Annotated in this window: 15 protein-coding genes; 11 read left to right on the plus strand and 4 right to left on the minus strand. The window is 66.5% G+C overall.

Translation table 11 applies throughout. The features are described from left to right. Nucleotides 1–231 precede the first annotated feature (231 nt). Complete coding sequence (locus GO608_RS05885) at nt 232–1,110, plus strand: LysR substrate-binding domain-containing protein (protein ID WP_169199752.1); 879 nt, start codon at nt 232–234, stop codon at nt 1,108–1,110. A gap of 12 nt (nt 1,111–1,122) precedes the next feature. After that, nucleotides 1,123–1,707, plus strand: a complete 585-nt coding sequence (locus GO608_RS05890; protein ID WP_169199751.1) for an acyl carrier protein phosphodiesterase — start codon at nt 1,123–1,125, stop codon at nt 1,705–1,707. A gap of 72 nt (nt 1,708–1,779) precedes the next feature. On the opposite strand, the gene GO608_RS05895 is transcribed toward GO608_RS05890, so the two are convergent. After that, nucleotides 1,780–2,940, minus strand: coding sequence for a mechanosensitive ion channel family protein (locus tag GO608_RS05895; RefSeq protein ID WP_169199750.1), 1,161 nt, complete (start codon nt 2,938–2,940; stop codon nt 1,780–1,782). Nucleotides 2,941–3,024: 84 nt separating this feature from the next. Continuing rightward, nucleotides 3,025–3,171 carry a hypothetical protein gene (locus GO608_RS05900; RefSeq protein WP_169199749.1) on the minus strand — a complete coding sequence of 49 codons (147 nt, stop codon included), beginning with the start codon at nt 3,169–3,171 and terminating at the stop codon, nt 3,025–3,027. 582 nt (nt 3,172–3,753) lie between these two features. Between GO608_RS05900 and GO608_RS05905 the strand changes: the two genes are divergently transcribed. After that, nucleotides 3,754–4,503: a transglycosylase SLT domain-containing protein gene (locus GO608_RS05905; protein WP_211159516.1), complete on the plus strand. Its 750-nt coding sequence runs from the start codon at nt 3,754–3,756 to the stop codon at nt 4,501–4,503. Nucleotides 4,504–4,644: 141 nt separating this feature from the next. Here GO608_RS05905 and GO608_RS05910 read toward each other — a convergent pair whose 3' ends face one another. Next, entirely contained in the window at nt 4,645–6,489 is a 1,845-nt protein-coding gene (locus GO608_RS05910; protein ID WP_169199748.1) for a phosphoenolpyruvate carboxykinase (GTP), read from the minus strand. Nucleotides 6,490–6,813: 324 nt separating this feature from the next. Here GO608_RS05910 and GO608_RS05915 point away from each other — a divergent pair, with 324 nt between their 5' ends. The 3 genes from GO608_RS05915 (at nt 6,814) to GO608_RS05925 (ending at nt 11,559) form a co-directional block, all read left to right on the plus strand. Continuing rightward, entirely contained in the window at nt 6,814–9,090 is a 2,277-nt protein-coding gene (locus GO608_RS05915; RefSeq protein WP_169199747.1) for an NADP-dependent malic enzyme, read from the plus strand. A 90-nt stretch (nt 9,091–9,180) separates the two neighbouring features. Continuing rightward, on the plus strand, nt 9,181–10,311 hold the full coding sequence (locus tag GO608_RS05920; RefSeq protein WP_169199746.1) for a patatin-like phospholipase family protein: 1,131 nt from the start codon (nt 9,181–9,183) through the stop codon (nt 10,309–10,311). 159 nt (nt 10,312–10,470) lie between these two features. Continuing rightward, nucleotides 10,471–11,559, plus strand: coding sequence for a serine hydrolase (locus tag GO608_RS05925; RefSeq protein WP_169199745.1), 1,089 nt, complete (start codon nt 10,471–10,473; stop codon nt 11,557–11,559). 17 nt (nt 11,560–11,576) lie between these two features. Here the strand turns inward: GO608_RS05925 and GO608_RS05930 are convergent, their stop codons facing one another. Continuing rightward, nucleotides 11,577–12,311, minus strand: a complete 735-nt coding sequence (locus tag GO608_RS05930; protein ID WP_211159518.1) for an IclR family transcriptional regulator — start codon at nt 12,309–12,311, stop codon at nt 11,577–11,579. 134 nt (nt 12,312–12,445) lie between these two features. On the opposite strand from GO608_RS05930, the gene GO608_RS05935 reads away from it, so the two are divergent. From GO608_RS05935 to GO608_RS05955, 5 genes are all read left to right on the plus strand, one after another. Beyond that, on the plus strand, nt 12,446–13,186 hold the full coding sequence (locus GO608_RS05935) for a (Fe-S)-binding protein (RefSeq protein ID WP_211159515.1): 741 nt from the start codon (nt 12,446–12,448) through the stop codon (nt 13,184–13,186). Further along, complete coding sequence (locus GO608_RS05940) at nt 13,186–14,628, plus strand: LutB/LldF family L-lactate oxidation iron-sulfur protein (RefSeq protein WP_169199743.1); 1,443 nt, start codon at nt 13,186–13,188, stop codon at nt 14,626–14,628. Before GO608_RS05935 ends, GO608_RS05940 begins: the two co-directional genes overlap by 1 nt. Before the next feature lie 88 nt (nt 14,629–14,716). Beyond that, the gene (locus GO608_RS05945) at nt 14,717–15,370 is read left to right on the plus strand and encodes a LutC/YkgG family protein (RefSeq protein ID WP_169199742.1); all 654 of its coding nucleotides are present in this window, start codon (nt 14,717–14,719) and stop codon (nt 15,368–15,370) included. Nucleotides 15,371–15,450: 80 nt separating this feature from the next. Beyond that, nucleotides 15,451–16,707: a putative Na+/H+ antiporter gene (locus GO608_RS05950; protein ID WP_169199741.1), complete on the plus strand. Its 1,257-nt coding sequence runs from the start codon at nt 15,451–15,453 to the stop codon at nt 16,705–16,707. Nucleotides 16,708–16,854: 147 nt separating this feature from the next. After that, nucleotides 16,855–19,698 (plus strand): monovalent cation/H+ antiporter subunit A, encoded by a 2,844-nt coding sequence (locus GO608_RS05955; RefSeq protein ID WP_169199740.1) that lies wholly within the window; start codon nt 16,855–16,857, stop codon nt 19,696–19,698. Nucleotide 19,699 lies beyond the last annotated feature (1 nt).

The raw sequence follows: 19,699 nt of genomic DNA on the forward strand, positions 1-19,699 counted from the left end.
GCCGCCCGGGACGCCCAAACTGCAGGGATTGAACGGTACAATCGACTTTCGCCGCACCGTCCGTGGCGCCGATTCTGGCGTCGGCGTGTTCCGTGCGCACGTCCCCGTCGATGATCCACAAGGGCTTTGCTCGAGACTGGTGCCATTGGTGTCCGACCCCGATTTCGATGACCATCCGGTCGACCGTTTTCGCCGTGAGGCGGTCCCACGGCCCGCGGCGGACGGTGGGCGATGAGCAGCGTCGTGCGCCGCGTTCCGCCGATGCATGCGCTGGCCGCTTTCGAGGCCGCGGCCCGGCTCGGCGGTTTCGCGCAGGCGGCGGACGAGCTGTGCGTGACGCCGAGCGCCGTCAGCCACCGTATCCGCCAGCTCGAAGCGATGCTCGGCACGCCGTTGTTCGAACGCACGCCGGCCGGGGTGCGCCCGACCACGGTGGGGCGGCTGTACCTCGAGAGCGTGCGCGAGGCGTTCGGCAAGCTCGCGCAGGCGGGCGCGCTGCTGCAGCCCGAGCGCGAGCGGCTGCGCGTGTCGCTGCCGCCGACTTTCGCGCGGCAATTGCTGATGGCGCGCCTGCCCGAGTACCTGCGCTCGCACCCGGAAGTCGAAGTCGAGATGCACCTGTCGATCCCGCTGCAGGACGTCACGGCCGAGACCGCGGACGTCGAAGTGCGCTGGGGGCGTGGGGACTATCCGGAGCGCACGGTGTGCAAGCTGTTCGACGACGTCGTCATGCCGCTCGCCGCGCCGCAGTGGGTTGCGGCACGCGCCCTGCGCGGCGTTGCCGATCTCGCCCGCGCCGAACTGCTGCGCTCGCCGCTGCTGCCGTGGCGGCCGTGTTTCGCCGCCGCCGGGCTCGACTGGCCAGAGCCTGAGCGCGGCGCCGTGTTCAACGATCTCGGGATGCTGTTCGAGGTCGCCGCGGCGGGGCTCGGCGCCGCCGTCGGCACCCGCAGGCTGTCGGCAGCGTGGGTCGACACCGGCCGGCTGGTGCCGCTGTTCGGCGTGACCGCGCCGGCACCTTTCACGTATTACGCCGTCGCGACGCCGGCGCAGCACAAGCGGGCAGTGGTGCGGGATTTCATCGCCTGGCTCGCCGGCGTCTTCGCCTGAGCCGGTGCGGCGATGAACTTCCTTGCGCACGTCTATCTCGCCGGTGACTCGCCCGCGGACCGGCTCGGCGGGCTGATCGGTGACTTCGTTAAAGGGCCGCTGCCGGCCGGCCTGCCGCCGGATGTCGCCGCCGGGGTGCGACTGCATCGGCAGATCGACGTCTTCGCCGATACCCATGCGGCCTTCGTCCGCAGCCGTTCAAGGGTGTCGACCGCGCGCCGGCGCGTCGGGGGCGTGATGGTCGACATGTTCTACGACCACTGTCTCGCGCTGCACTGGAGCCGATTCCGCGACGAGCCGCTCGACGTCTTCACGGCGCAGCAGTACGCGCTGCTGGAAGCGAACGCGTCGATGCTGCCGCCCCTGCTGGTCGACCTGCTCCCGCGCATTATCGGCGCGGACTGGTTCGGTTCGTACCGCTCGGTCGATGCGACCTCGCATGCGCTCGACCGCATCGCGTTGCGGCTGCGGCGCACCAACCCTTTGGCCGGCAGCGGCGCCGAACTGCAGTCGGACTACGCCGGCTTCGAGTCGGATTTCTTCGCGTTCATCGCGGACGCGCGGCGCTACACCGAAAGCTGCCGCGCGCAGCGGTGATGGTCCCTCGCCGTTTTGTCCCGCCGGTCGAGGTAAAAACAGCTTCACCCCAGCTAGTGCGCACGAACATTGTCAGGTGCCTGCTTTCGCCCAGGATTGCGGTGCTTCCGGCGCCGGCGACAGCCGCCGCCCCTCGGGTTTCCCCGCGTCGGGCTCAGCCGTCTGCAACCCGCGTTCGACCTGCAGGCGGCCGTCGACGTGCAGCGTCTGCGTCGGGAACGCGAACTCGACGTCGCGCTCGGCGAACGCGCGCACGAGCTGAAGGTTGATCGCCTGCTGCACGTCCATGTAGACGTTGAAATCCGCACTCAGGACGATATAGACCGCTTCGAAGTCGAGCGACGATGGGCCGAAGCCCTTGAAATGCGCGCGGTCGAAGCGGATCTTCCCCTGCTGCGCCTCGATCGCCGCGCGGATCAGGCCCGGAATCTCTTCGAGGCGCTCGGCCGGGGTGTCGTACGTGACGCCGATCTGGAACGCGATGCGCCGCTCCTGCATGCGCTTGTAGTTGCGGATGCGGCTCTTCAGCAGATCGTTGTTCGAGAAGATGATCTGCTCGCCGCTGAGGCTGCGCACGCGGGTCGTCTTGAGGCCGACGTGCTCGACAGTGCCCATCAGGTCGTCAACGATGATGAAGTCGCCGATCACGAAAGGCTGGTCGACCGCGATCGACAGCGACGCAAAGAGGTCGCCGAGGATGTTCTGCACTGCGAGCGCGACTGCGATGCCGCCGATGCCGAGGCTCGCGATCAGCGCGGTGACGTCGAGCCCGAGATTGTCGAGGATCAGCAGCAGCACCAGCGCCCACAGCACGACGCGGCCGATGAACGCGAGCAGCGAGCGCGTCATCGCGCGCGCGCCGGGGTCGCCCGGCGTGGCAACGCTGAAACGGCGTCGCAGCCAGAAATCGAAGCCGCGGTTCGCCCAGAAGCCCGCCTGCAGCAGGAGCAGGCCGACGAAGAGGCGGTTGACGACCGTCGTGAGCGCTTCGGGCAGCGTCAGGAAGCGCGTCGCGACGTAGAGGCCGATCGCGGCGCCGAGCAGGATCCGGGTCACCGAAAGGAGTTCGACGAGGAAGTCGTCGATGCCGTTGTCGGTCGTCGGCGCGATCGCCGTCAGGCGCGCGAGCAGCAGCCGGCGCACGGTATGCAGGACGAGCATGCTGCCGATGACGGCGAGCAGCGCGTAGCTCCAGTCCTGGAGCGTGTTGTTGTTGATCAATTCACGAAACATGATGGCTCGTCGGGAAGGGGGCGGGAAAGTGTTCGTGCCGGTCGGGCCTGTGCATTTCCTCGGGGGGAAATCGCTCGTCGCGCCTCACGCGCCGGTGAGCGAAAGCGACAGAGACCGGAAGGTGCCCTCTGCGCCGGGTCCGCGCAGGCGCAATGGGTCGTTCATGCTATCGACTGCGGAAGCCTGCACTTCCTGGGCGGCGAAATGGATTTCTGCGGCGATTTCACCCATCGATTCGTCTCCTCTGGCTGTTCGAGGGACGAAAGAGTGTACGTTGAAAAGTAGTTTTGGCCAAATGCATGAGCCGGTGCACGAGCCAGCCGAATTGGCGGGATTTCGCTCGTGGAAGAAACATCCGGTCAAGTGGCGAGGCGCAGTTTTGCGTAAAAGCCACATTTCCTCACAATTCCAAATCCCCGCGCCGTGTCACGCTTTGCGCCCGAAGTCTGGTGGGGGGGCCCTGATCTTGCGCCGCGCGCGTTGACAGAAAACCTTCCTGTAAATACATTGCAATTGTTGTTGCATCGCAGCAGCTGACAGCAACACTCTGATTCGATTGATCTGGTTAGGTGCGGCGCCGGAATTTCCCTTCCCACACGGCGCAGACAAGCATGGCCGCGCGCACCGCGGGGGCACGTCGTCAAGTTGCGGCGGCTTGCCTGAACGACCACTGAAGACCGAGTACTTCGATAGCCGGTGGCGACATTCCGTCCGCGACCGGTTCCCCGCCCGATGCAATACCCGGGGCTCCGTTGCGCCGATTTTTGGCCCACGGCGGGACATCGATGTGCCTGATCACAGCACGGAGGAACCATGGTCCACGCAACTCAGGGCGACGGGCGCAGACGCACTACCGCCAACGTCGTTGTTCATTTTGTTCAGGCTTCACTGGTGGTGGGGATGCTCGCTGCAGGATGGCTCGGCGGCGCCTATCTGAAGCATGAGTCCGTCAAGTTTGCCGACATCGGCATGTTCCCTGCCAGCGAGGCGGCAGTGGAGGTCGCAGCGGTTGCCCTGTCGACTCCCGCGATACTGCCGGCCCCACGGACTCCCGCGATACTGCCCGCCCCGCGCAACGCGAGCGCCGAAGGGGGGCTGTCGTCCGAGATGAGGCGGGTGCGGGACTACGTCGCGAGGCGCTACAAAGTGCCGACGACGATGCTCGAGCCGGTGCTTGCGGCCGCGGAGCATCATGGGCGAACATCCGGCATCGATCCCCTGCTGATCGTCGCGATGATGGCGATCGAGTCGAGCTTCAATCCGGTTGCGGTGAGCAGTATGGGTGCGCAGGGCCTGATGCAGGTGATCCCACGCTTTCACATGGACAAGATCGGCGACGTCGAGCGGAAAAATCCGCTTTTCGATCCGCAGTTGAACGTGCGCGTGGGAACGCAGGTGCTCGCCGAAGGCTTGCGCCGTTTCGGCAGCCTGCAGGCGGCGCTGCAGTACTACGGCGGCGCGCGCAGCGATCCGCAGGCGAGATACGCGAACAAGGTGCTGGCGATGAAGAAGCGGCTGATCAGCGCTGCCGGTCGTGATCTGCAGGTCGCCACCGGGGCCTGAGTTTTCGCCGCGTCGATCCGGTTGCAGCGCTTTTCCTTGCCCGGTTGAGTGCCGGATTGCAGGAAACCGAAACGAAAAAGCGCCGACGGATCGGCGCTTTTGCTTTTTCGCCGGCTGCCCCTGCGGCGCCGGCAGCGCGGGTCAGACCGCGAGCGTCAGTTCGAAGAGTTCCCGCTTCAACACCAGTTCGCGCGGCAGGCGGTCCTGCAGCTTGTCGAACCATTCCTTGTGCAGCGCGAGTTCCTTTTTCCACGCGTCGGCGTCGACGGTCGTCAGGGCTTCGAACTGCTCGCGGGTGACATCGGCACCGGTCCAGTCGATATCCTCGAACTTCGGCATCCAGCCGAGGCCGGTTTCCTTGCCGCCGACGCGGCCGCGCACGCGGTCGACGATCCACTTGAGCACGCGCATGTTCTCGCCGAAGCCCGGCCACATGAATTCGCCGCGCTCGTTGATGCGGAACCAGTTCACGCAGAAGATCTTCGGCGTGTCTTCGACGACGTGGCCCATCCGCAGCCAGTGGTTGAAGTAGTCGCCCATGTGGTAGCCGCAAAACGGCAGCATCGCGAACGGATCGCGCCGCACGACGCCCTGCGCGCCGAACGCCGCTGCAGTGGTTTCGGAGCCGAGCGTCGCGGCCATATAGACGCCGAAATTCCAGTTGAACGCCTCATACACCAGCGGCACCGTCGTCGCGCGGCGGCCGCCGAAGATGAACGCCGAGATCGGCACGCCGGCGGGGTCTTCCCACATAGGGTCGACCGACGGACATTGCGCGGCCGGCGCGGTGAAGCGCGAGTTCGGGTGCGCCGCCTTGCGGCCGGTCTGCTTCGCGATCTCGGGCGTCCAGTCGTTGCCCTGCCAGTCGATCAGGTGGGCAGGCGCTTCCTTGCTCATGCCTTCCCACCACACGTCGCCGTCATCGGTCAGCGCGACGTTGGTGAAGATGATGTTTTCCTTCAGCGTCGCCATCGCGTTGAAGTTCGTCTTCTCGGACGTGCCCGGCGCGACGCCGAAGAAGCCGGCTTCCGGGTTGATCGCATAGAACTTGCCGTCCTTCCCCGGCTTGATCCACGCGATGTCGTCGCCGATCGTCGTGATCTTCCAGCCGTCGAAGCTCTTCGGCGGAATCAGCATCGCGAAGTTCGTCTTGCCGCAGGCCGACGGGAACGCGGCGGCGACGTAGGTCTTTTCGCCTTCGGGCGACTCGACGCCGAGGATCAGCATGTGCTCGGCGAGCCAGCCTTCGTCACGCGCCATCGTCGAGGCGATGCGCAGCGCGAAGCACTTCTTGCCGAGCAGCGCGTTGCCGCCGTAGCCTGAGCCGTACGACCAGATCTCGCGCGTCTCGGGGTAATGGACGATGTATTTGGTGTCGGGGTTGCACGGCCAGCGGCTGTCCTGTTCGCCGTCGGCGAGCGGCGCACCGACCGAGTGCACGCAGGGAACGAATTCGCCATCGCTGCCGAGCACGTCGAACACTGCGCGCCCCATGCGGGTCATCGTGCGCATGTTCGTGGCGACGTACGGGCTGTCGGAGATCTCGATGCCGATATGCGCGATCGGCGAGCCGAGCGGGCCCATCGAGAACGGGATCACGTACATCGTGCGCCCGCGCATGCAGCCCGCGAACAGGCCGTCGAGCGTCTCGCGCATCCTGGCCGGGTCTTCCCAGTTGTTCGTCGGGCCGGCGTCGGCCTTGTCCTTCGAGCAGATGTAAGTGCGATCCTCGACGCGCGCAACATCGGACGGGTCGGACCATGCCAGGTAGGAATTCTTGCGCTTTTCCGGATTGAGCTTGATCAGCATGCCCGAGTCGACCATTTCGGCGCACAGGCGGTCGTATTCTTCCTCCGAACCATCGCACCACACGACCCGCTCGGGCTCGGTCAGGGCCGCGATGCCGGCGACCCATTTCTTCAGGCCTTCGTGACGGACATAGGTGGGAGTAGCGGCCAGGGCGGCCTCGGAAAAGCGGTGATTCATGGCGACGAGCTCTCCAGATTACAGAAGCGGAACCGGTCCCGTCGGTCGAGCCTGTAGCCTTGCGGCCGGCGGGGACGAGGGGTCGTGGTGACCGCCCCGTTTCCCGAACTGTGGAAACTACTAGGGTTAACCGCAGTCGGCGAAAGCCTAATATTATGCCACGGGCCGGCAGGTGCTCGAAACGGCATTGAAAGCTTTTCTTTCGCTCTCGACGGGCGCGGCGCCTTTGCCCGAGTCGCCCGAAGACGCTGCCGCGTATGGGCCGCGGACAACGAATGTGTCCGGTGCCGATGCATCACGATACGAACAACCGAAAGGACCGTCATGGATGAACTGATTCGCAGCGCCGCTCTCGACTATCACCGCTACCCGCAGCCCGGCAAGATTTCGGTCACCCCGACCAAAGTCCTGTCGAACCAGCGCGACCTGTCGCTGGCGTATTCCCCCGGTGTTGCCGCGGCGTGCGATGCGATCGTCGAGGATCCGGCCGAAGCGGCGAACCTGACGGCGCGCAGCAACCTGATCGGCGTGGTCACGAACGGCACAGCGGTGCTCGGCCTCGGCAACATCGGCCCACTGGCGGCCAAGCCGGTGATGGAAGGCAAGGGCGTGCTGTTCAAGAAGTTCGCCGGCATCGATGTCTTCGACCTCGAGATCGCCGAAAACGACCCCGACAAGCTGATCGACATGATCGCCGCACTCGAGCCGACTTTCGGCGGCATCAACCTCGAAGACATCAAGGCGCCGGAGTGCTTCTACATCGAATCGAAGCTGCGTGAGCGGATGAAGATCCCGGTGTTCCACGACGATCAGCACGGCACTGCGATCGTCGTCGGCGCAGCGGTGCTCAACGGCCTGCATCTGCTCGGCAAGGACCTCAAGAAGGTCAAACTCGTGACCTCCGGTGCCGGGGCTGCGGCGCTCGCGTGCCTGCGGCTGCTCGAGAAGCTCGGCATCCCGGTCGAGAACATCTGGGTCACCGACATCGAAGGTGTGGTCTACGAGGGTCGCCCGACGCTGATGGACCCGATCAAGGCACGCTACGCGAAGCCGACGTCGGCACGCACGCTGTCCGAAGTCATCGAAGGCGCGGACGTGCTGCTCGGGTTGTCCGCGGGCGGCGTCGTCAAGCGCGAAATGGTCGCGAAAATGGCCGCGAAACCGCTGATTCTCGCGCTCGCGAATCCGACGCCGGAGATCCTCCCCGAAGAAGTGAAGGCGGTGCGCGACGACGCGATCATCGCGACCGGCCGTTCGGACTATCCGAACCAGGTCAACAACGTGCTGTGCTTTCCGTTCATTTTCCGCGGCGCGCTCGACGTCGGGGCGACGACGATCACCGACGAGATGCAGCTCGCTGCCGTCAAGGCGATCGCCGAGCTCGCGCGCGCCGAGCAGAGCGACATCGTCGCGGCGGCGTACGGCGAGAAAGTGTCCGGCTTCGGGCCCGAGTACATCATTCCGCGTCCGTTCGACCCGCGCCTGATCGTCAAGATCGCCCCGGCCGTCGCCATCGCCGGCATGGCCTCGGGCGTCGCGACGCGACCGATCGGCGACTGGGACGCATACCGCAGCCAGCTCAACAACTTCGTCTGGCACTCCGGCATGATCATGAAGCCGGTGTTCGCCGCCGCGCGCGGCACGGCCAAGCGCATCATCTTCGCCGAAGGCGAATCCGAGCGCGTGCTGCGCGCGGTGCAGACGGTCGTCGACGAAGGCCTCGCGAGCCCGATCCTGATCGGCCGCCCGGAGGTCGTGACGACGAACATCGAGCGCTTCGGGCTGCGCATCCGCGCCGAGCAGGACTTCGAGCTGGTGAACCCGGATTCCGATCCGCGCTTCAAGGAGCTGTGGACCGATTTCCACCAGATCATGGAACGGCGCGGCGTGTCGGTCGATTACGCGAAGAAGGAGGTGCGCCGGCGCACCACGCTGATCGGCTCGCTGCTGCTCAAGCACGGCTACGGCGACGGCCTGATCTGCGGCACCTACGGGATGCATGCGCTGCACCTGAAGTTCATCGAGAGCGTCATCGGCCGCAAACCGGGCGTGAAGAACTGCTACGCACTGAACGTCGTCAACCTGCCCGGGCGCACGGTGTTCCTCGCCGATACCTATGTCAATTACGACCCGTCGCCGGAACAGATCGTCGAGATGACGCTGCTCGCCGCCGAGGAGATGTCGCGCTTCGGCCTGACGCCCAAAGTCGCGCTACTGTCGCATTCGTCGTTCGGCTCGGCCGACTCGCCGACTTCCGAGAAAATGCGCGCGGCGCTGCGCCTGATGCACGAGCGCCATCCGGAGATCGAGGTCGAAGGCGAGATGCACGGCGACGCGGCGCTCGACGCCGAACTGCGACTGCGCATCTTCCCGAATTCGCGCATGCGCGAGCCGGCCAACCTGCTGATCTTCCCGACGCTCGATGCCGCGAACATCGCATTCAACCTGCTCAAGACGGCCGCCGGCGAAGGCATGACGATCGGGCCGATCCTGCTCGGCGCGGCCAAGCCCGTGCATATCCTGACGCCGTCGGCGACGGTGCGCCGCATCGTCAATATGACTGCATTGACGGCGGTCGAAGCGGCACAGGGCCAGTCCTGAGTCCGCGGGCAGCATGAGTGCGCGCACGCCTCAGCTGCCCGCACGCCGTGGCATCATTTCCCCGCCAGGTTCGATCGACGCGGGAGGCGCATGACGGAAGGGAAGGCGGCGCTGGTATTGACGGGGGGCGGCGCGCGCGCGGCCTACCAGGTCGGCGTGCTCGCCGCGATCCGCAAGATCCGGGGGCGGCAGCCGGGAAACCCCTTCCCGATCCTGTGCGGCACGTCGGCCGGCGGCATCAACGCCGCGACGCTCGCGGTGTTTTCGTCCGACTTCAATGCCGGGGTGCGCAAGCTGGCGTGGATCTGGCGCAATTTCCACGTCGACCAGGTGTATCGGGCCGATGCTGCAGCGCTGATGGGCACCGGATTGCGCTGGGGCGGCGCGCTGATGTTCGGCTGGGCGGTACGCCAGACGCCGCGCTCGCTGCTCGACAACAGCCCGTTGCGCGCGCTGCTCGAGCGCGTGCTCGATTTCTCGGCGATCCGCCGTGCGATCGACGCCGGACATCTTCATGCGGTCAGCGTCGCCGCATCCGGTTATTCATCCGGCGAGAACCTCGCATTTTTCGAAGCGGCCCCGGAAGTGCTGCCGTGGCGCCGCGCCCAGCGCGTCGGCATGCCGACCCGCCTCGGCATCGAGCATCTGCTCGCGTCGAGCGCGATTCCGTTCGTGTTTCCGGCGATCAAGATCAACCGGGAATATTTCGGCGACGGCTCGATGCGCCAGCTCGCGCCGATCAGCCCCGCCATCCACATGGGAGCCGAGCGCATCCTCGTCATCGGTTCAGGCCGGCTCGCCGAAGAGGGGCGCCAGCGCACCGAAGACTATCCGCCGCTCGCGCAAATCGCCGGCCACGCGCTGTCGAGCATCTTCCTCGACGGACTCACTGTCGATCTGGAGCGCATGGAGCGCATCAACGCGACGCTGAACGCCTTCACCGCTGCCGAGCGCGACGCGGCAGGCCTCGCGTTGCGGCCGATCGAAACCTTGGTGATCTCGCCGTCGAAACGGCTCGACGCGATCGCCGGCCGTCATCGCGGCACGCTGCCGCTGGCATTGCGAACGCTGTTGCGCGGGGTCGGCGCGATGCGTCGCGAGGGTTCGACGCTGCTGTCCTACCTCCTGTTCGAGCCGGCCTTCACGCGTGCGCTGATGGACATGGGCTTCCAGGACACCCTCGCGCGCCGTGACGAGGTGGCGGCTTTTCTGCGGCTGTGAACTTTTTTTTCGCCAGTTGTGTAAGCGCCAACCCATCCCGCCATGTTGATGTAACAATGTGTCTGAGGTTTTTTTGAATCCACTTCAAAAAAACTTGATATCTGCTTAATTTGATTAAAAATAAAAGTGCCGTCCCGCGCACTTTCCGGCTCGCCTACCATGACTTTCCGCAATCTTGTCGTTGCCCTGCTGAGTCTTGCCCTGCTGCAGACCGGAGGGATCGAACCCGCTGCCGCCGCGACCGGACAGGAGCGGGCCCGGACGGCCAAATCGACCGCGACCAAAAAGGCGCCGGTCCGCTACACGATACGCAAAAAAACTGCCAAGGCGACGATGGTGCGCAAGGGCACGGTGCGCAAGGCCACCGTGCGCAAACCGGTGCTGCGCAAGGTGTCTGCTCGTCGCTCGCTGGCGGCCCCGCTCGCGCCGAGGGCTCCGGTCGAGGTTCGGCCCGAAGTCGACCGGCTGGGTAACCCGCAGCTGCGCTCCGCGGCCTTCGTCGTCGTCAATCAGGCGACCGGCGAAGTGATCCTCGAGAAGAAGAGCGACTCGGTGCTGCCGATCGCATCGATCACGAAGCTGATGACCGCGATGGTGGTTCTCGACGGCGGGCAGAGCCTGTCCGAAGAGATCGTCATCACCGAGGAGGATCTCGATACGATCAAGGGGACGGGGTCGCGGCTCGCGCTCGGCACCCGGCTCACGCGCGAGCAGCTGCTGCACCTGGCGCTGATGTCGTCGGAAAATCGCGCCGCTTCGGCGCTCGGCCGCAACTACCCGGGCGGCATCGCTGCGTTCGTCCAGGCGATGAACGTGAAAGCCCGCCTGGTCGGGCTCGGCGACACGCATTTCAGCGACAGCACCGGCCTCGATCCCGCCAACGTCTCGAGTCCGCGCGATCTCGTCCGCATGGTGGCGGCGGCGTCCACCTACCCGCTGATCCGCCAGTTTTCGACGAGCAGCGAAGATCATGTCGAGATCCGGGGCCGGATGCATCGCTTCGGCAACACCAATTCGCTCGTCCGCAGTCCCGAATGGGATATCGACGTGTCGAAGACCGGCTACATCCGCGAGGCGGGGCGCTGTCTCGTGATGCAGGCCCGGCTGCTCGACCAGCCGGTGATCATCGTGCTGATGGATTCGGACGGGCGCTACACGCGCACCGCCGATGCAGTGCGGATCAAGAAGTGGCTCGAGGCGGTGGGTGCCCAGCGCGTCGCGAGCATCGTCCCGGGCGGCAACGGCTAGGCGCTGCTCGGCCTTCGTCAGTGGGAGGCGCGGTTCGGGACGTAACCGAGCGCACGGGAGATTTCGTCGGCGGCTTCGCGCACGAGGGGGGCGCAGTCGGGATTGAAGCGTTCCGACGGGGTCGACAGCGACAGGCCGGCGATCAGTTCGCCGGAATCGTCGCGGATCCCGGCAGCGATGCAGCGCACGCCGTTTTCGACTTCGTCGAGGTCGAACGCGACGCCGTGCCGGCGCACCTTGTCGAGTTCCTTTTCCAGTGCGGCGGGGTCGGTGATGGAGCCCGGCGTCGAGGGCGGCAGGCCGGTGCGGCGCGCATACTCGCGCACGCGCTCCAGGCCGTCCTCGACGAGGAAAAGCTTGCCGGTGGCGGTGGTGTGCAGCGGGGCCCGGGCGCCGACGATATGCACGACGCGCACGGCCGAGCGACCGCTCGACGTGCGGTCGACGTAGACGATCTCGTCGCCGTCGCGAATGCCCAGGTTGATGCTCTCGCCGGTTGCGGCGTGGAGCTTTAGCATCGCCGGCATCGCCGTCTCGCGCAGCGAGATGCGCGACTTCACCAGGCTCCCCAGCTCCAGCAGGCGGATGCCCAGACGGTAGGTGCCGCCTTCGCCGCGCTCAACGAAACCGCTTTGCGACATCGCGCCCAGGATGCGGTGGGCGGTCGAGGGATGAAGGCCCGTCTCCTGTGCGATCTGCTTCAGCGGCGCGGGATCGGGGTGATGGGCAAGGACGTCGAGCAGCTTCATCATGCGCTCGACGACCTGGATCGGATTCTTGGTTTCGGGGGGAGAGGTCACGCGGGTCACTGCGGGTTTTCCTTAACTTGTACAGTTTACTCGGGCGTCGTAATTTCGCCTAGTGAAATGAAATGGCGGTTGTCGGAATGACGAAAGAGAAAATGCGTGTCGGCCTGTTCGTCACATGCCTGGTGGATCTGATGCGCCCGCGCATCGGTTTCGCCGCCCTGCGACTGCTCGAAGCGGCGGGCTGCGAAGTCGTCGTGCCCTCCACCCAGACATGCTGCGGACAACCGGCCTTCAACTCCGGTGACACACGCGTCGCGCGCGCGCTGGCGCTGAAGCTGATCGCCGAATTCGAGGGGCTCGAATACGTGGTCGTGCCGTCGGGGTCATGCGGCGGCATGATCCGGGTTCATTACCCGCAGCTGTTCGCCGACGAGCCGGCCGTCGCGGCGCGGGCCGGGGCGCTGGCTGCGCGCACGTTCGAACTGACAGATTTCCTCGTCTCCGTGCTCGGCGTCGCGAAGGTGCCGGGCGACTTCGAAGGCACCGTGACCTACCACGACAGTTGCTCGGGGCTGCGCGAGCTGGGCGTGAAGGCGCAACCGCGCGCGCTGCTCGCGCACATGCCGGGCGTCGAGCTGAAGGAGATGGCCGCGAGCGAGGAGTGCTGCGGCTTCGGCGGCATGTTCTCGGTGAAGTTCGGCGACATCTCCACGCGCATCGTCGATCGCAAGTGCGACAACATCCTGGCGACGGGAGCCGACGCGGTCGTGCTCGGGGATCTGGGCTGCATGCTGAACATCGAAGGCCGGCTGCGTCGCCGCGGCGACGAGCGCACGCGCGTGCTGCATGTCGCCGAGGTACTGGCCGGGGAAGACTGATGCGCTCGCAGGCGATGTTCTTCAAGGCGCGGGCCGGCGACAAACTCGCGGACCGCCAGCTGCAGGCGAACCTCGGCAAGGCCAAGAGCCGCTTCGTCGAGGGGCGGGCGCAGGCCGTCGTCGACTACGATGCCGCTCCGGGCGCGGACTTCGAGGCGCTGCGCGACGCCGCCAGCGCGATCCGCGACCGTGTGCTGGCCAATCTCGACGTCTGGCTCGAGACTTTCGAGGACAAGGCGCGCGCCCGCGGGGCCGAAGTGTTGTATGCGCGTGACGGGGCCGAGATCTGCCGGCTCGTGGTGGACATCGCGCGCCGCCATGGCGTGACGAAAGCTGCGAAGTCGAAGTCGATGCTGTCGGAAGAGGCCGGCCTCAACGAGGCGCTCGCGGCCGCCGGAATCGAGCCGGTCGAGACCGACCTCGGTGAATACATCCTGCAGATCAACGACAACGAGCCGCCTTCGCACATCATCGCGCCGGTCTTCCACAAGTCGAAGGAGGAAGTCGCCGAGCTTTTCGCGCGCACTCACCACACGCCGAAAAAGGACGACATCGCCGGCATGGCGCGCGAGGCGCGCGAAGTGCTGCGCGAGCATTTCATGAGCGCCGAAATGGGCATCAGCGGCGCGAACTTTCTCATCGCCGAGACCGGTTCGGCCGCGCTCGTGACGAACGAGGGCAATGGGCGGATGGTGACGACGCTGCCGAAAGTCCATGTCGTCGTGACCGGGATCGAGAAGCTCGTCCCGACGCTCGAGGACTTCTCGACGCTGATGCGGCTCTTGCCGCGCTCCGCGACCGGCCAGCGCATCTCGAACTACGTGTCGGTGCTGACCGGGGTGAAAGGCGAGGGCGATCTCGACGGGCCGGAGCACCTTTACGTCATTCTCGTCGACAACGGCCGCGCGAGCCTCGTCGGCACCGAGTTCGAGCCGATGCTGCGCTGCATCCGCTGCGGCGCGTGCATGAACCACTGTCCGGTGTATCAGAGCGTCGGCGGGCACGCGTACGGCTGGGTCTATCCGGGGCCGATGGGCTCGGTGCTGACGCCGCTCTATACCGGCATCGAGAATGCGCTCGACCTGCCGCACGCCTCGACGCTGTGCAACCAGTGCGGCGTCGTCTGCCCGGTCAAGATTCCGCTGCCGGAACTGCTGCGCAAGCTGCGCGAGAAGCAGGTCGATCTGAAGCTTCGCCCGTGGCGCGAACGGCTCGCGCTGCGGCTGTGGGGCTGGGTCGCGGCCCGCCCGGCGCTGTACGGATTCGCGGCGCGGACCGCAGTGCGCTATCTGAACCGGCGTGCCGGCGGCACGGACCGCATCCGCGCGCTGCGCGCCGTGCCGGACTGGACGGCAGGCCGCGATCTGGCCGCGCCGGAAGGGCGGACGTTCCGCGAACTGTATGCCGAGCGGGTTGGGCACGAGGGGAGGACGAAGCGATGAGGCGCGGTGCGGGGCTCGAACACGGCCCGGGCGGGGCGCAATTGCGTCGCCCGCCATCCTTCGCAGACGCCACCGACGGAGGCGAAGAATGAACGCGCGTGACCACATCCTCGGGCGGATCCGTGCCGCACTGGGCCGCACCGAGCGCAGCCGGGAGGCGGCGCGAGCCGAGGTGAAAGCGACCTTCGATGCGCGCACGGCCGGACCGCACCCGCTGTTCGACGCCGATCTCGCAGCCCGCTTCCGGCGCGAGGCCGAGCGCATGTCGAGCACGATCGACGAGGTCGCAGCGCTCGCCGACGTGCCGGCCGCGGTTGCCCGTTATCTCGATGCCCGCGCGCTGAGTCGTCGCGGCGTCGTGTGGCCTGCGCTCGCCGGGCTGGACTGGGCAGGCGCGGGGCTGGCGATGGAGACGCGTGCCGCCGGTGACATGGATCTCGTCGGCGTCACCGGCTGCTTCTGCGCGATCGCCGAGACCGGCACGCTGATGACCTGTTCCGGCCCCCGCACTCCGGCAGCGACGAGCCTGCTGCCCGAGACGCATGTCGCCGTGGTGCCGATGTCGCGCATCGTCCCGGCGATGGAAGAGGCCTGGGCGCTCGCGCGCAGCGAAATCGGCGAACTGCCGCGCGCGGTGAATTTCATTTCCGGCCCGTCGCGCACCGGCGACATCGAAATGACGATCGTGCTCGGGGCGCACGGGCCATACCGTGTGCATCTGGTCCTCGTGCGCGGCGAGTAGCAGCGCCTTTTGCGGCGGAAACGTGGCGCCTGACCGCCTATAATCGGGCGCTTCCATTTTTTGACGATGGCAAGGTTTGAATGAATCCCTCGATGCTCGAAATGGTCGGCACCGGCTTGTTCGCGGTGGCGGTCGCCCACACTTTCCTGACCAAGTACTTCGAGCATCTTGCTCACCTCCAGCCCAATCACGCCGGCATCTGGCATCTGCTCGGCGAAGTCGAAGTCGTGTTCGGCTTCTGGGCGTTCGTGCTGCTGATTTTCATGGCCGTGACGAGCGGTGCGAGCGCCCCGACGACATATCTCGAAGGGCTCAACTACACCGAACCGGCGTTCGTGTTCATCATCATGGTGGTTGCCGCGAGCCGGCCGATTCTCGAGCTGTGCAAGATCGGCGCGCGTGCGCTGGCCCGCTACATTCCACTCCATGACAGCGTCGCGTTCTACTTCGTGTGCCTGTCGGCGCTGCCGTTGCTCGGCTCGTTCATCACCGAGCCGGCAGCGATGACGCTGGCCGCGCTGATGCTGCGCGACAACTTCTACGCGAAAGGGATCTCGCACCGGCTCAAGTACGTCACGCTCGGCGCGCTGTTCGTGAACGTCTCGATCGGCGGCACGCTGACGCATTTCGCCGCGCCGCCGGTGCTGATGGTGGCCGCGAAGTGGAACTGGGACTTGTGGTACATGCTCGGCCATTTCGGCTGGAAAGCGGCGCTCGCCGTGTTCGTCAACGCCGGCATCGCGACTTTCCTGTTCGCACGGGAACTGAAGGCGCTGAAGGTCGACGCGCGGAGCAAGGACCGCACCGTGCCCTGGCCGCTGATCATCGCGCACGTCGCGTTTCTCGCCGGCATCGTCTATTTCGCCCATCACCCGATCGTGTTCGTCGGCCTGTTTCTGCTGTTTCTCGGCGTGGCCGAAGGCTACCGGCACTATCACGACCGCCTGATGCTGCGCGAGGGCCTGCTGGTCGGCTTCTTCCTTGCCGGGCTGGTGACGCTCGGGGCGTTGCAGCAGTGGTGGCTGCAGGACATTCTTGCGGGCATGGACACGACCGCCCTTTATTTCGGCGCCACCGCGCTGACCGCGATCACCGACAATGCCGCACTGACGTATCTCGGCTCGCTCGTCGAAGGCACGGACGAAGCGTTCCGGTATTCGCTGGTTGCCGGGGCGGTCACCGGAGGCGGCCTGACGGTGATCGCGAATGCGCCCAACCCGGCAGGCTTCGCGATCCTGCGGGGCAATTTCGAGGACGAGGCGATCAACCCGCTGGGCCTGCTCGTCACGGCCCTGCCGCCGACTCTGGTGGCGGTGCTGGCATTCCAGCTGCTGTGATCGCGACTGATCCCGTCGTGAAACGTATCGACAGCCGACGGCCGGGAATGCATCCACCCGCAAGTGTGGCGGGGAGCGGCCAGCTGTCTTCGCGCCGCAGCCGCTACCCCGGCTAGCGGCCCGTCGAAGGTCGGGGAGGATAGCCGGATGAGTCTTGCCCTGATCGTGATGCTGCCTTTTGTCGGTGCGGTGCTGCCGGCGCTGCTCGGACGCGCTGGCAGCACCGCCTCCGCGCTCGCGGCCTTCTCGGTGAGCCTGGTGGCTTTCGTGCTGCTGCTGTCGCACGCGCCTGCCGTGTTCGACGGCGACGTCGTGCAGGCGGGGTGGGTATGGCTTCCCGGGCTCGGCCTGAACGCGAACCTGTTTCTCGACGGGCTCGGTTTCCTCTTCGCCGTGCTGATCCTCGGCATCGGCTTGCTGATCATCGCCTACACCCGTTTCTATCTGCCGAAACGGGACTCGGGCAGCCGCTTCCATGCCTACCTCCTGCTCTTCCAGGGGGCGATGCTCGGCATCGTACTGTCGGACAATGTCCTGCTGCTGTTGATCTTCTGGGAACTGACGAGCCTGTCGTCGTTCCTGCTGATCGGTTACTCGAAGCACTTGCCCGAGGCCCGGCAAGGCGCGCGGATGGCGCTTGCGGTGACCACTGCCGGCGGGCTGTCGATGATCGCGGGCATGCTGATCCTCGGCGACATCGCCGGATCCTTCGATCTGACGGTGATCCTGCAGCAGCGCGACCAGATCCACGCGTCGCCTCATTACCTGCCGGCGCTGCTGCTGATCCTCGGCGGTTGCTTCACGAAATCCGCGCAGTTCCCGTTCCATTTCTGGCTGCCGCATGCGATGGCCGCGCCCACGCCGGTATCGGCTTACCTGCATTCGGCGACGATGGTGAAAGCCGGCGTGTTCCTGCTGGCGCGGCTGTGGCCGGTACTCTCCGGCACCGACGCGTGGTTCTACGTGGTCGCGACGACCGGCCTCGCGACGATGCTGATCGGTGCCGTCGTCGCGCTGTTCGAGGACGAACTCAAGGCGTTGCTGGCGTTCTCGACGATCAGCCACCTCGGCCTGGTGGTGATGCTGTTCGGTTTCGGCACGCCGCTCGCGGCGGTCGCCGGCGTGTTCCACATCCTCAACCACGCGACTTTCAAGGCGGCCCTGTTCATGACCGCCGGCATCATCGACCACGAAGTCGGTTCGCGCGACATCCGCCAGCTGGGCGGGCTTGCGACGCTGATGCCAGTGACGGCGACGCTGGCGACGCTCGCCGCAGCGTCGATGGCCGGCGTGCCGCTGCTCAACGGCTTCCTGTCGAAGGAGATGATGCTCGACGCGGCCGCGCGGACGCAATGGGCAGGGCAGGGCTGGGCCGTGCCGCTCGTCGCGACGGTGGCGGCGATGTTTTCGGTCGCGTATTCGTTTCGCTACCTCGTGCACGTGTTCTTCGTGCGACGGCATGAGCGCTATGCCAAAAGACTGAAGGATCCGTCGGCCGGATTGTGGCTGCCGCCGCTGGTGCTTGTCGCGATCGCCGTGCTGATCGGGCTGTTTCCGGCAGCGCTCGCGGGACCGCTGGTCGCAACAGCGGCAGCGGCGGTCGTCGGCGGGCCGCTGCCCGAGTACGAGCTGGCGCTGTGGCATGGTGCGACGCCCGCGCTCGCGATGTCGGTTTTCGCGCTGGCCGCCGGGCTTTTCCTGCTGTCGCGCCACGCGCGGCTGCGGGAGGCGTGGCAGGCAGTGCCGCATCCGCAAGCCAAGCCGATGTTCGATGCGGCGATTGCCGGCAGCGTCGCGTTTTGCAGGCAGGTGACGGCGGACGTGCACAACGGGTCGCTGCGGCGTTACCTCGCGTTTCTCGTCGGTAGCGCAGTGTTCATCGGCGACGTCGGCTTCTTCAGCGGCAGCCACGCTGCGGGCGTGCGCGAGACGCTGCCGGCGACCCCGGTGGCGATCGTCGCGTGGCTGCTGCTCGTCGGCTGTTGCACCGTTGTGCTCGTACTCCAGCGCCAGCGGGTGCTCGCGCTGGTGAGCGTGGGAGTGATCGGGCTCATCGTCGCTTTCGCCTTCCTTTACCTGTCGGCCCCGGATCTCGCGCTGACGCAGATTGGCGTCGAGGTCGTCACGGTAGTCCTGATGCTCCTTGCACTGAACGTGCTGCCGAAGACGACTCCGGCCGAGAGCGGCCGCGTGCGGGGGCTGCGCGATGCGACGCTGGCGGTGCTTGCGGGGCTTGGCAGCGGCGGGGCAGCGTGGGCGGTGATGACACGGGACGTCGAGACGCTATCCGGCTATTACCTCGAACGCGCGCTTCCCGAAGGCGGCGGCGCGAACGTCGTCAATGTCATCCTCGTCGATTTCCGCGGCTTCGATACTTTCGGCGAAATCATCGTCCTCGGCATTGCCGCGCTGACGGTCTTCGCGTTGCTGGATGGGGCGCAGCGCCTGTTCGTCCGGACGGCGCGGCTGGAGGAGGCGCTGTCGCCCCGCGCGCGCGACCGCCGGCCGCTGATGCTGGCAGTCGTTGCGCGGATCATGCTGCCGCTCGCGCTGGTCGTCGCCGCCTACATCTTCCTGCGCGGTCACCACGCTCCGGGAGGCGGTTTTGTCGCCGGCCTGATCGTCGCGATCGCGCTGATCATGCAGTACATCGCCGGCGGCGCAGCGTGGGCCGAACAGCGGCTCGGGCCGGATCACCACGTCGTCATCGGTGCGGGCGTGCTGGTCGCCGCGGCGACCGGAGTCGGCGCCTGGGTCGTCGGCCATCCGTTCCTCACGAGCGCTTTCGGCCATGTTGCGGTACCGCTGCTCGGCGTCGTCGAATTCTCGAGCGCGATGGCGTTCGATGCCGGCGTGTTCCTGACCGTCGTCGGCGCCGTGATGCTGATCCTGGCGACTTTCGGCCGTATCGACCGGCGCGACCCCCAGCCGGCGCCCGCTCCCACACCGCCGACGCCAAGGCTGCCCGACGCGCGCCGGCAGGAGGGCTAGG

Origin of the sequence: Aromatoleum buckelii (assembly GCF_012910785.2) — a bacterium.
In the GTDB taxonomy this organism is placed as follows: Bacteria; Pseudomonadota; Gammaproteobacteria; order Burkholderiales; family Rhodocyclaceae; genus Aromatoleum; species Aromatoleum buckelii.

Bases quoted from the DNA above. Each gene is read 5' to 3' on its own strand.
- GO608_RS05920 (WP_169199746.1), top strand. From the start codon at position 9,181: ATGACGGAAGGGAAGGCGGCGCTGGTATTGACGGGGGGCGGCGCGCGC.
- GO608_RS05925 (WP_169199745.1), top strand. From the start codon at position 10,471: ATGACTTTCCGCAATCTTGTCGTTGCCCTGCTGAGTCTTGCCCTGCTG.
- GO608_RS05910 (WP_169199748.1), bottom strand. From the start codon at position 6,489: ATGAATCACCGCTTTTCCGAGGCCGCCCTGGCCGCTACTCCCACCTAT.
- GO608_RS05890 (WP_169199751.1), top strand. From the start codon at position 1,123: ATGAACTTCCTTGCGCACGTCTATCTCGCCGGTGACTCGCCCGCGGAC.
- GO608_RS05885 (WP_169199752.1), top strand. From the start codon at position 232: ATGAGCAGCGTCGTGCGCCGCGTTCCGCCGATGCATGCGCTGGCCGCT.
- GO608_RS05940 (WP_169199743.1), top strand. From the start codon at position 13,186: ATGCGCTCGCAGGCGATGTTCTTCAAGGCGCGGGCCGGCGACAAACTC.
- GO608_RS05945 (WP_169199742.1), top strand. From the start codon at position 14,717: ATGAACGCGCGTGACCACATCCTCGGGCGGATCCGTGCCGCACTGGGC.
- GO608_RS05930 (WP_211159518.1), bottom strand. From the start codon at position 12,311: ATGATGAAGCTGCTCGACGTCCTTGCCCATCACCCCGATCCCGCGCCG.
- GO608_RS05955 (WP_169199740.1), top strand. From the start codon at position 16,855: ATGAGTCTTGCCCTGATCGTGATGCTGCCTTTTGTCGGTGCGGTGCTG.
- GO608_RS05935 (WP_211159515.1), top strand. From the start codon at position 12,446: ATGACGAAAGAGAAAATGCGTGTCGGCCTGTTCGTCACATGCCTGGTG.
- GO608_RS05950 (WP_169199741.1), top strand. From the start codon at position 15,451: ATGAATCCCTCGATGCTCGAAATGGTCGGCACCGGCTTGTTCGCGGTG.
- GO608_RS05895 (WP_169199750.1), bottom strand. From the start codon at position 2,940: ATGTTTCGTGAATTGATCAACAACAACACGCTCCAGGACTGGAGCTAC.
- GO608_RS05915 (WP_169199747.1), top strand. From the start codon at position 6,814: ATGGATGAACTGATTCGCAGCGCCGCTCTCGACTATCACCGCTACCCG.
- GO608_RS05900 (WP_169199749.1), bottom strand. From the start codon at position 3,171: ATGGGTGAAATCGCCGCAGAAATCCATTTCGCCGCCCAGGAAGTGCAG.
- GO608_RS05905 (WP_211159516.1), top strand. From the start codon at position 3,754: ATGGTCCACGCAACTCAGGGCGACGGGCGCAGACGCACTACCGCCAAC.